Origin of the sequence: Citrobacter sp. wls827, from assembly GCF_005280875.1 — a bacterium.
GTDB lineage: Bacteria > Pseudomonadota > Gammaproteobacteria > Enterobacterales > Enterobacteriaceae > Citrobacter > Citrobacter youngae.
In genome coordinates this window covers 538,603-550,113 of sequence record NZ_SZWR01000001.1, presented here as the reverse complement: position 1 = coordinate 550,113, position 11,511 = coordinate 538,603, and the positions used below count along the sequence as shown (strand labels likewise).

General features: G+C 56.1%; 7 protein-coding genes. 4 read left to right on the top strand and 3 right to left on the bottom strand.

Going from position 1 to position 11,511, the window contains the following annotated elements:
* Window positions 1-24 precede the first annotated feature (24 nt).
* A complete protein-coding gene (gene prpR / locus FDX03_RS02560; protein WP_137345441.1) occupies window positions 25-1,620 on the bottom strand; it encodes a propionate catabolism operon regulatory protein PrpR in 1,596 nt (531 codons plus the stop codon).
* Between the two features lie 252 nt (window positions 1,621-1,872).
* Here prpR and prpB point away from each other — a divergent pair, with 252 nt between their 5' ends.
* The 4 genes from prpB (at window position 1,873) to prpE (ending at window position 7,423) form a co-directional block, all read left to right on the top strand.
* A complete protein-coding gene (gene prpB, locus FDX03_RS02555) occupies window positions 1,873-2,754 on the top strand; it encodes a methylisocitrate lyase (RefSeq protein WP_003021316.1) in 882 nt (293 codons plus the stop codon).
* A gap of 80 nt (window positions 2,755-2,834) precedes the next feature.
* On the top strand, window positions 2,835-4,004 hold the full coding sequence (gene prpC, locus FDX03_RS02550) for a 2-methylcitrate synthase (protein WP_003838667.1): 1,170 nt from the start codon (window positions 2,835-2,837) through the stop codon (window positions 4,002-4,004).
* 40 nt (window positions 4,005-4,044) lie between these two features.
* Complete coding sequence (locus FDX03_RS02545) at window positions 4,045-5,496, top strand: bifunctional 2-methylcitrate dehydratase/aconitate hydratase (protein WP_137345440.1); 1,452 nt, start codon at window positions 4,045-4,047, stop codon at window positions 5,494-5,496.
* 40 nt (window positions 5,497-5,536) lie between these two features.
* Window positions 5,537-7,423, top strand: a complete 1,887-nt coding sequence (prpE, locus tag FDX03_RS02540; RefSeq protein WP_137345439.1) for a propionate--CoA ligase — start codon at window positions 5,537-5,539, stop codon at window positions 7,421-7,423.
* A 100-nt stretch (window positions 7,424-7,523) separates the two neighbouring features.
* On the opposite strand, the gene FDX03_RS02535 is transcribed toward prpE, so the two are convergent.
* Together FDX03_RS02535 and FDX03_RS02530 are read right to left on the bottom strand one after the other, a co-directional pair.
* Window positions 7,524-10,601, bottom strand: a complete 3,078-nt coding sequence (locus tag FDX03_RS02535; protein WP_137345438.1) for a beta-galactosidase — start codon at window positions 10,599-10,601, stop codon at window positions 7,524-7,526.
* Between the two features lie 106 nt (window positions 10,602-10,707).
* A partial coding sequence (locus tag FDX03_RS02530; protein WP_249356975.1) for a LacI family DNA-binding transcriptional regulator occupies window positions 10,708-11,511 on the bottom strand: 804 nt, incomplete at its 5' end.

Sequence of the window (11,511 nt, the reverse complement as noted above, 5' to 3'; positions counted from 1 at the left end):
CCCGCCAGCCTCTGTACTGGCGGGTTATTCTTTTAACCTGCGCCAAAACGTGGTTCGGCTGATACCGAGATATCGTGCTGCCGCTGTTTTATCACCATTGAATTGTGCCAGCACCTGCTGTGGCGTCAGTGATGATGATATCTGGGGTATTTCGGCGACAATCGCCAGTTCTGGCAATAATTGCTGCAAGAAATGGACGTTAAGTTCTGGTTGTGGCTCGACGCTTAAAAATAATGCCAGACGCTCCATCATATTGCGCAGCTCACGAATATTCCCCGGCCAGCCGTAATTCAGCAGCATATGTTGGCTGAGCCCTAGTCCTTTGCGCACAGGCTCAGAAAACGGCACATCTAATTCCGCCAGTGACTGTTTTAAAAAGCCTTCCGCCAGCGGTAAAATATCGGGCAGCCGTTCGCGTAGCGGGGGGAGTTTGAGGCGCAGAATGCTCAGGCGATAAAACAAATCGGTACGAAAATCGCCTTGTTTCATCTCCTGCTCCAGATTGCAGTGGGTGGCGCTAATCACCCGCACATCGACCGGAATCGGCTGGTGCCCACCGACCCGGGTAACCTCTTTTTCCTCCAGCACGCGTAGCAGTCGGGTTTGTAACGGCAGCGGCATTTCGCCTATCTCATCAAGAAACAGTGTTCCGCCGTGGGCGATTTCAAACAGACCCGCGCGTCCGCCGCGCCGTGAGCCGGTGAAAGCGCCATCTTCATAGCCAAACAACTCCGCTTCCAGTAAGGATTCGGTGATTGCCCCGCAGTTGACGGCGACAAACGGTGGTGAGGGTTTACCGCGTCGATTCTCCTGACGGGTGAAATATTCACGATGAATGGCCTGCGCCGCCAGCTCTTTACCCGTGCCCGTTTCGCCCTGAATCAACACCGGTGCGCGAGAACGGGCGTAGAGCATTATGGTGTGCCGTACCTGTTCCATCTGCGCAGAGTTACCGCGCATATCACCGAGCGCGTAGCGGGTGCGCATCGTATCGCCAGAAGCGTATTGACCGTTTCGCCGTAGCGTCAGGCGCGTCATATCCAGCGCATCGACAAAGGCCTGGCGCACGGTAGCCGCTGAATAGATAAAGATGCCGGTCATACCCGCTTCTTCTGCCAGATCGGTAATCAGCCCCGCGCCGACTACCGCTTGTGTACCGCTGGCCTTCAGTTCGTTGATTTGCCCACGAGCATCTTCTTCAGTGATATAGCTGCGCTGTTCAAGCTGCAAATTGAAGGTCTTTTGAAAGGCGAGAAGCGCAGGAATGGTTTCCTGATAGGTAATGACGCCAATCGATGATGTGAGTTTTCCCGCTTTCGCCAATGCCTGTAGCACATCGAAGCCGCTGGGTTTAATCAGAATAACCGGAATTGATAAGCGGCTTTTCAGATAGGTACCGTTGGAGCCCGCCGCAATGATCGCATCACAACGCTCGCTCGCCAGCTTCTTGCGGATATACGTCACCGCTTTTTCAAAACCCAACTGAATAGGGGTGATAGTCGCCAGGTGGTCGAACTCCAGGCTGATGTCGCGAAACAGTTCGAACAGGCGGGTGACCGAAACGGTCCAGATAACCGGTTTGTCGTCGTTCACCCGCGGCGGAAGATACGTATCAGCCATAGCCAACCCAAAAAGTAAGGAACCGAGTATTAGGGTTTAGTTGTGTTTCATAAATGTTGCAATGAAACGTTAAGGCCGGTTTCATGAAACGATAGCTGACACGCTTTTGTACAACAAAGATACAGAAATTGATTTTAATGCATTGTTTTTAAAGGTGAATATATAAATTGATGAAAAATTAAGGTCTTTGGCATACCCCTTGCTTTAGGTAAATCAACTAATGCTAACAAGTTGATAACAAGAGGACGGGATATGTCTCTACACTCCCCAGGGCTGGCGTTTCGCGCCGCGCTCAGCAAAGAAAATCCATTACAAATCGTTGGCACCATCAACGCCAATCACGCTCTGCTGGCCCAACGCGCCGGGTATCAGGCGATTTATCTCTCCGGCGGCGGCGTCGCGGCAGGGTCTCTGGGGCTGCCGGATCTTGGTATTTCTACCCTAGATGATGTGCTGACCGATATTCGCCGTATCACCGACGTTTGCCCACTGCCGCTGCTGGTGGATGCGGATATCGGATTTGGATCGTCAGCGTTCAACGTGGCGCGTACCGTGAAGTCGATTTCCAAAGCGGGTGCTGCAGCGCTGCATATTGAAGATCAGATTGGCGCCAAGCGCTGCGGTCATCGCCCGAACAAAGCGATCGTTTCAAAAGAAGAGATGGTCGACAGGATCCGCGCGGCCGTGGATGCGCGTACCGATCCCAATTTTGTCATCATGGCGCGAACCGATGCGTTGGCGGTGGAAGGGTTAGAGGCTGCCATCGATCGCGCCCAGGCGTACGTCGAAGCGGGCGCGGACATGCTGTTCCCGGAAGCCATTACCGAGCTTGCGATGTACCGCCAGTTTGCCGACGCGGTGCAGGTGCCGATCCTCGCCAACATTACTGAATTTGGCGCTACGCCGCTGTTCACCACCGATGAACTGCGCAGCGCAAACGTCGCGATGGCGCTGTATCCGCTGTCGGCTTTCCGCGCCATGAACCGCGCTGCGGAAAAGGTTTACAACGTGCTGCGTCAGGAAGGAACACAAAAGAGCGTGATCGACATTATGCAGACGCGTAACGAGCTGTACGAAAGCATCAATTACTACCAGTTCGAAGAGAAACTCGACGCGTTGTATAGCAAAAAGTAACCGTCGTAGGCCGGATAAGGCACAGCCGCCATCCGGCAATAAATTTGTACCCTACATATTATAAAAATGACGAGGACAACATGAGCGACACAACGATCCTGCAAAATAGTACCCATGTCATTAAACCTAAAAAATCGGTTGCGCTGTCAGGCGTTGCCGCCGGAAATACCGCGCTGTGTACCGTAGGCAAAAGCGGTAACGACCTGCACTATCGCGGCTACGATATTCTCGACCTGGCGCAGCAGTGCGAATTTGAAGAAGTCGCGCATCTGCTGATCCACGGGAAATTACCCACCCGCGATGAACTCACCGCCTATAAAAGCAAACTCAAAGCGCTGCGCGGACTGCCCGCTAACGTACGCACCGTGCTGGAAGCGCTGCCTGCCGCCTCGCATCCGATGGACGTGATGCGCACCGGCGTCTCCGCGCTGGGCTGTACGCTGCCGGAAAAAGAAGGTCATACCGTCTCCGGCGCGCGCGATATTGCCGACAAGCTACTGGCTTCGCTCAGTTCAATCCTTTTGTACTGGTATCACTACAGCCATAACGGCGAGCGTATTCAGCCGGAAACTGACGATGATTCCATTGGCGGTCACTTCCTGCACCTGCTGCATGGCGAAAAGCCTTCGCGAAGCTGGGAAAAAGCGATGCATATTTCGCTGGTGTTGTACGCCGAGCACGAATTTAACGCCTCCACCTTTACCAGCCGCGTGATTGCCGGGACCGGCTCCGATATGTATTCCGCGATTATCGGCGCGATTGGCGCACTGCGTGGACCGAAACACGGCGGGGCGAATGAAGTGTCGCTGGAGATCCAACAGCGCTACGAAACGCCGGACGAAGCCGAAGCGGATATCCGTAAACGCGTGGAAAACAAAGAAGTGGTGATTGGCTTTGGTCATCCGGTTTACACCATCGCCGACCCGCGCCATCAGGTGATCAAGCGCGTGGCGAAACAGCTTTCTCAGGAAGGTGGTTCGCTGAAAATGTACAACATTGCCGACCGTCTGGAAGACGTAATGTGGGAAACGAAAAAGATGTTCCCCAACCTCGACTGGTTCTCGGCGGTCTCCTACAACATGATGGGCGTTCCCACCGAAATGTTCACCCCGCTGTTTGTCATCGCCCGCGTCACCGGCTGGGCGGCGCACATCATCGAACAGCGCCAGGACAATAAAATTATCCGTCCTTCCGCCAATTACACCGGCCCGGAAGATCGCGAATTTGTCCCGATTGAAAAACGTTGCTAATTCAAAAACCTCTAAAGATAAAAAACAGGAAATGTACCCTATGTCCGCACATATTTCGAACGTCCGCCCGGAATTTGACCGTGAAATCGTTGATATCGTTGATTACGTCATGAACTACGAGGTCACCTCGAAGGTGGCGTATGACACCGCGCATTATTGCCTGCTTGATACCTTAGGCTGCGGCCTGGAAGCGCTGGAATATCCGGCCTGTAAAAAACTGCTGGGGCCGGTCGTCCCAGGTACAGTGGTACCGAACGGCGTGCGCGTACCTGGCACCCAGTTCCAGCTCGACCCGGTGCAGGCGGCGTTTAACATCGGTGCGATGATCCGCTGGCTGGACTTCAACGATACCTGGCTTGCCGCTGAGTGGGGTCATCCTTCTGATAACCTCGGCGGTATTCTGGCCACGGCTGACTGGCTGTCACGCAATGCGGTAGCGGCGGGAAAAGCACCGTTGACCATGAAAAAAGTGCTGACCGGTATGATTAAAGCTCATGAGATTCAGGGCTGTATCGCGCTGGAAAACTCCTTTAACCGTGTTGGTCTCGATCACGTCCTGCTGGTAAAAGTGGCCTCCACGGCGGTGGTCGCTGAGATGCTTGGCCTGAACCGGGATGAAATTCTCAACGCCGTGTCGCTGGCGTGGGTCGACGGCCAGTCGCTGCGTACTTATCGCCATGCGCCGAATACCGGCACGCGTAAATCCTGGGCCGCAGGCGATGCGACCTCGCGCGCGGTACGCCTGGCATTGATGGCGAAAACCGGTGAGATGGGGTATCCGTCTGCGCTGACGGCGAAAACCTGGGGCTTCTATGACGTCTCTTTCAAAGGCGAATCGTTCCGCTTCCAGCGCCCGTACGGCTCATACGTGATGGAAAACGTGCTGTTTAAAATCTCCTTCCCGGCCGAGTTCCACTCGCAGACCGCGGTAGAAGCAGCAATGACGTTGTACGAGCAGTTACAGGCCGCAGGTAAGACCGCTGCCGATATCGAAAAAGTCACCATTCGCACGCACGAAGCCTGTATCCGCATCATCGATAAAAAAGGCCCGCTGAATAACCCGGCGGACAGGGATCACTGTATCCAGTATATGGTGGCCATTCCGCTGCTGTTCGGGCGCTTAACGGCGGCAGATTACGAAGACGGCGTGGCGCAGGACAAGCGCATCGATGCCCTGCGCGAGAAGATCAACTGCTTCGAAGATCCGGCCTTTACCGCCGATTACCACGACCCTGAAAAACGCGCCATCGCCAACGCCATCACTCTGGAATTCACCGACGGCTCCCGCTTTGAAGAAGTAGTAGTGGAATACCCAATCGGCCATGCGCGTCGTCGTGCTGACGGCATGCCGAAGCTGGTCGAGAAGTTCAAAATCAACCTGGCGCGTCAGTTCCCGACCCGCCAGCAGCAGCGCATCCTGGATGTCTCCCTGGACAGAACTCGCCTGGAGCAGATGCCGGTCAATGAGTATATGGATCTCTTCATTATTTAAACCAGCGTGCAGCAAGGCGTAAGTTCAACAGGAGAGCATTATGTCTTATAGCGAGTTTTATCAATGTTCTATAACGCAACCGGAGTCGTTCTGGGCCGAGCAGGCCCAGCGTATTGACTGGCAGCAGCCGTATACGCAGGTCCTGGACCACAGCAACCCGCCGTTTGCCCGCTGGTTTTGCGGCGGCACGACCAATCTGTGCCATAACGCCATCGACCGCTGGCTGGAGAAACAGCCTGACGCGCTGGCGCTGATTGCTGTGTCATCCGAAACCGAAGAAGAACGCACGTTTACCTTTCGTCAGCTGTATGACGAAGTGAACGTCGTGGCGGCGATGCTATTGTCGCTGGGCGTACAGCGTGGCGATCGGGTGCTGGTGTATATGCCGATGATCGCCGAGGCGCACATTACGCTACTGGCCTGCGCACGCATTGGAGCAATTCATTCGGTGGTGTTCGGTGGTTTCGCCTCGCACAGCGTGGCGGCGCGTATCGACGACGCCCGACCGGTGGTTATCGTTTCGGCGGATGCCGGGGCGCGCGGGGGCAAGATCCTGCCGTATAAAAAGCTGCTCGATGATGCGATCGACCAGGCGCAGCACCGACCGCGTCATGTGGTGCTGGTGGATCGCGGTCTGGCGAAAATGGCGCGGGTCGAGGGACGTGACCTCGACTTTGCCGCGCTGCGCCAACAGCATCTCGGCGCGCGGGTGCCAGTTGTCTGGCTGGAATCAAACGAAACGTCCTGCATTCTCTACACCTCCGGGACAACCGGGAAACCGAAAGGCGTGCAACGCGATGTTGGCGGTTACGCGGTGGCGCTGGCGACCTCGATGGACACCATTTTCGGCGGCAAAGCGGGCGGCGTGTTTTTCTGCGCGTCGGATATCGGCTGGGTAGTTGGGCATTCGTATATCGTGTATGCCCCGCTGCTGGCGGGGATGGCGACGGTAGTTTACGAAGGTCTGCCAACGTATCCGGACTGCGGCGTGTGGTGGAAAATTGTTGAGAAGTATCAGGTCAGCCGGATGTTCTCGGCCCCGACAGCTATCCGTGTGCTGAAGAAATTCCCCACTGCGCAAATCCGTAATCACGATCTCTCTTCGCTGGAGGTGCTGTATCTGGCGGGGGAACCGCTGGACGAACCAACCGCCAGTTGGGTAACCCAAACGCTGGGCGTCCCGGTTATCGACAACTACTGGCAGACTGAATCCGGCTGGCCGATTATGGCGATTGCCCGCGGGCTGGACGACAGGCCATCGCGTCTGGGCAGTCCCGGCGTGCCGATGTACGGCTACAACGTACAGCTGCTCAATGAGGTGACCGGTGAACCTTGTGCGGCAAACGAGAAGGGCATGCTGGTGATCGAAGGGCCGCTGCCGCCGGGCTGTATTCAGACCATCTGGGGCGATGACGAACGCTTTGTGAATACCTACTGGTCGCTGTTCTCCCGCCAGGTGTACGCCACCTTTGACTGGGGCATTCGCGACGCCGATGGCTATTACTTCATCCTGGGGCGTACGGATGACGTGATCAACGTCGCCGGACACCGACTCGGTACGCGAGAGATCGAGGAGAGTATTTCCAGCTATCCGAACGTTGCGGAAGTGGCGGTGGTCGGCGTGAAGGATGCGCTGAAAGGGCAGGTAGCGGTCGCGTTTGTTATTCCGAAACAGAGCGACAGTCTGGAAGATCGCGACATCGCACATTCGGAAGAGAAGGCGATTATGGCGCTGGTGGACAGCCAGATTGGCAACTTTGGCCGTCCGGCACACGTCTGGTTTGTGTCGCAGTTGCCGAAAACACGTTCCGGTAAAATGCTCAGACGGACGATCCAGGCGATCTGCGAAGGCCGCGATCCTGGCGATCTGACCACCATTGACGATCCAACATCGTTACAGCAAATCCGCCAGGCGATCGAGGAGTAGGGCGTTGCCGGGTGGCGGCTTCGCCTTATCCGGCCTACGAAACCGCGCACCGTAGGCCAGATAAGCCGCGAAGCGGCGCCATCCGGCAAAAGCAACGTGATTAGCGCCAGCTCAGCTGATAATGATAACGCCCTGCGCTCAACTGAAATTCTGGTGACACTGAAGGGCTCCACGAATCATCCCCGCCGACGCCCATATGGAAACCATCAATGTTGAGCCATGTTCCGGCTTCAGGCTGCAGCAGATGGCGATGGCTGGTTGCCATCAGTTGCTTCTGGCTGTAACGGCTGATGTTGAACTGGAAGTCGCCACGCCACAGATGATCCCCGTAGCGTAATTCGCGTGTCCCGCAGCGCAGGCCATTTTCACTTGGGAAAACATACGGGGTGTACATTTCATCGAGCGATAAATCCCAACGGTCGAAACAAGCGGCGTTCAGCCTGTCCGGGTAGTTCTCATGCGGCCCAAGGCCTAACCAGTTTACCCGTTCAGCCACCTGCGCCAGCTGGCAGCTCAGGCCGATGCGGGCCGGATGCGGCGTACCGCTGGCGATGTCGACATCCACCGTTATCTGCATTTCACCCTTGCCGTCAATACGGTAGCTTTTTCGGCTGATGAACAGCGTTTCGCCCCGATACTGCCAGGCATGCGCGGTGGTGATAAGGATGCTGTTCGACAGCGCTTCGGCCTCGCATTGCAATAGCCATGGCTCAGCATGGTAATGGCCCGCAGCCTTCCAACGTTCGACCCAGGCATTAGGATCGATGCGCGTTACTTCGCTGATGCCGATGTCGTTATCCAGCGGCGCACGGGTAAACTGATCGATTAACGGTGCAAACAGCTGTGCTTTTTCGGCCAGCCAGTATTGCGTCAGTAAGCCTGTACGGCGGCAGAATTCCCAGCGTTTATCACTGACGATTACCGTAAACGTGTCATCGCGGATCGTCAGCTGTGGCGCTGTGCTGGCGCGAGGTTTAAGCGTCAGGCTGAGCTTCTCTTGAAGCTTCCATTGCTGCCAGGCGCTGATATGTCCGGCGTCTGACCACGCAGTAGCCTGGGGTTGTTCCACGCGAACCGTCAGCCATAGCTGGCCTGCGGTTTCCGGCATCGGGATAGCCGGCAGGGTGATCCGCTGGCGACCCTGTGGGGCGATATCCAGAACGATTTTTCCGGCGGCTAGCGGGTTGCCGTCCTGGGCAATAGACCAGTGCAGAACTTCGTTATCGCTGCGGCGGAACAGATATTCACTGGTCACTTCAATCTGGCGTTCAGCGCCCGGCAGTAACGTGAACTGGAAAAACTGCTGTTCATGTTTGGCCTCATATAACGCCGGGTGTGGGGTACGATCGGCGAACACCAGTCCGTTCATGCAAAACTGACGGTCGTTTGGTGTGTCACCAAAATCCCCGCCGTAGGCTGACCACGGATTACCGTTGTCGTCATATTTAATCAGCGACTGATCGACCCAGTCCCAGACGAATCCTCCTTGCAGACGCGGATACTGGCGGAATGCCTGCCAATATTTGGCATAGCCGCCGAGGCTGTTACCCATCGCGTGAGCATATTCGCAGAGGATCAACGGGCGCTGCTCGCCGGGCATCGACAGCCACTTTTTAATCGACCATTTGGGTACGGCGGGGAAGGGCTGATCCTGATCGACGCGGGCATACATCGGGCAAATAATATCGGTGGCTGCGGTATTTGCGCCGCCGCCTTCATATTGTACCGGGCGTGACGGGTCTTCTGATTTTATCCAGCGGTAGAGCGCGTCGTGATTGACCCCGTGACCGGATTCATTACCCAGAGACCAGATGATAATGCTCGGATGGTTGCGATCGCGCTGCACCATGCGCGTGACGCGCTGGCTCATGGCGGGAAGCCATGTTGGGTCATCGCTCAGGCGATTCATGGGCACCATACCGTGGGTTTCGATATTGGCCTCATCCACCACATACAGGCCGTAGCGGTCGCACAGGGTGTACCATAGCGGGTGATTTGGGTAATGCGAACAACGCACGGCGTTAAAGTTGTTCTGCTTCATCAGCAGAATATCCTGCACCATCGTTGCCTCGTCCATCACCTGACCGTTGACCGGATGGTGCTCATGACGGTTGGTACCGCGAATCAACAGCGGCTTACCATTGAGTAACAGCAGTCCGTTTTCAATGCAAACCTGACGAAAGCCGACGTCACAGGCCTCGGCTTCAATCAGCGTACCGTCAGCGGTATGTAGCTGCACAACGGCGCGGTACAGATTAGGCGTTTCGGCACTCCACAACGCCGGGTGTTCAACGTTGAGGCGCAGCGTAGTACGGTCGTGATAAGCGCCGCGTTCATCAACAATCTCGCTGCCGGGCGGTGAGGTGAGCTCGCCAACCAACGTTTCGCCGTTCCACAATTGCAGGGTCACGCGTACATCTTCACGCTCGTCGCCTGCTATCCGGACTTCCGCTTCCAGCACCGCGCGGCTGAAATCATCATTAAAGCGCGTGTTGATGCGTAGGTCACGGATCTGTGTTGTGGGCTTATGCAGCAAAGATACGTCGCGAAAAATACCGCTCATGCGCCACATATCCTGGTCTTCCAGATAGCTGCCGTCGCTCCAGCGTAGCACCATCACCGCCAGACGGTTTTCGCCGTGCTGCAGATAATCGCTAAGATCAAACTCAGACGGCAGGCGGCTATCCTGACCGTAGCCGACCCAACGACCGTTGCACCACAGATGAAACGCGGAGTTCACGCCGTCAAAAATAATCCGCGTCTGACCCTCATCTAACCATGCATCTTCAACACTAAATGTGAGCGAGTAACATCCGGTAGGGTTCTGCGTCGGAACAGAAGGCGGATTGACCGGGAATGGATAGGTGATATTGGAGTAGATTGGCGCATCATAACCGCTCATCTGCCAGTTAGACGGCACGCAGAGGGCAACGGCCTGCGGTGAATCATGCTCAAGCCAACTTTCTGGTACTGCCTCTGGTGTGGCAAACCAGGCGAACTGCCACTCGCCGTTTAACGAAATTCGTTGGGATGAAGGCCGGTGGTTACGGGCATCATCCACGCAGCGCCAGCTACAAAACGGCGGATGTGCCTCCAGACGGTTTATCTGTGTGACGCCGGGGTTTTCCCAGTCACGGCGCGCCAGTACGGCGGCGAGTGAGTCCGAGCTCAGAGTCATAGCGGTATCTCATGTTTGTTATTCGCTCACAATTTAATAAACATAAGGCCTGCGGTGAGACGCTGTAAAGCCGGGCGGGTTTAATGGGTGAACTGACTCACAGTAATTAGCGCTCGCCGGATGGTAGCAGAGAGACCTGACGCGCCAGTTGCATCAACGACTCCGCCAGCACCTGAGGCGTGGCGGTTTGTGCGTCAGGCGGCAGTACGGTTTTCCGTTCGACCAGCGTGACCGGCAGCAGCAGATTGCCGGGGGCGGACATACCCTGCGTAAGCTGCAACAGCCTGTCAACGCTGGTCTGTCCGAGAGTGGGGAAATCCTGCCTGATGGTGGTCAGCGGCGGGATGTAGCAGGCGCTGTCTTCGGTGTCGTCGTAGCCGATCACGGAGATGTCCGCTGCAACTCGCAGACCGAACTCGCTGATTGCGCGCATCGCGCCCAGCGCCATTTGATCGTTAGCCACCAGCATAGCGGTTGGAATGATACCGTCGTTAAGCATGTGCATGGTTTGATGAAAGCCGGACATGGCGCTCCAGTCACCTTCACGTTCTACAATGGGACGTAGCTGGTAGTGCGCCAGATATTTATGCCAGCCCGCACGGCGAAGCCTTGCCGAAACTGAAGTGTGCGGCCCGCTCAGCAGGGAGATTCGCTGATGACCATGCTGTACAAGATGTTCAACGCCGAGCCGAGCGCCGTCATCATGGGAGAAAATCACGCTGTTAATCGGCGTCTGGTCAGAGACATCGAGAAACAGTACCGGCACTGTACCGCAGGCGGCGGCCATGGCAATGGCGTCTTCTTCATCCAGCGGATAGTTGATGATAAGCCCGGTTACGCGCTGAGAAAGCAGGTTGTGGACCGCGGTTTTACACGCCTCAACGCCGCTGCGCTCGACCATGGCGATCAC

Coding starts and splice junctions, on each gene's coding strand:
- prpC (WP_003838667.1), top strand. CDS start 2,835: ATGAGCGACACAACGATCCTGCAAAATAGTACCCATGTCATTAAACCT.
- FDX03_RS02535 (WP_137345438.1), bottom strand. CDS start 10,601: ATGACTCTGAGCTCGGACTCACTCGCCGCCGTACTGGCGCGCCGTGAC.
- FDX03_RS02545 (WP_137345440.1), top strand. CDS start 4,045: ATGTCCGCACATATTTCGAACGTCCGCCCGGAATTTGACCGTGAAATC.
- prpE (WP_137345439.1), top strand. CDS start 5,537: ATGTCTTATAGCGAGTTTTATCAATGTTCTATAACGCAACCGGAGTCG.
- prpB (WP_003021316.1), top strand. CDS start 1,873: ATGTCTCTACACTCCCCAGGGCTGGCGTTTCGCGCCGCGCTCAGCAAA.
- prpR (WP_137345441.1), bottom strand. CDS start 1,620: ATGGCTGATACGTATCTTCCGCCGCGGGTGAACGACGACAAACCGGTT.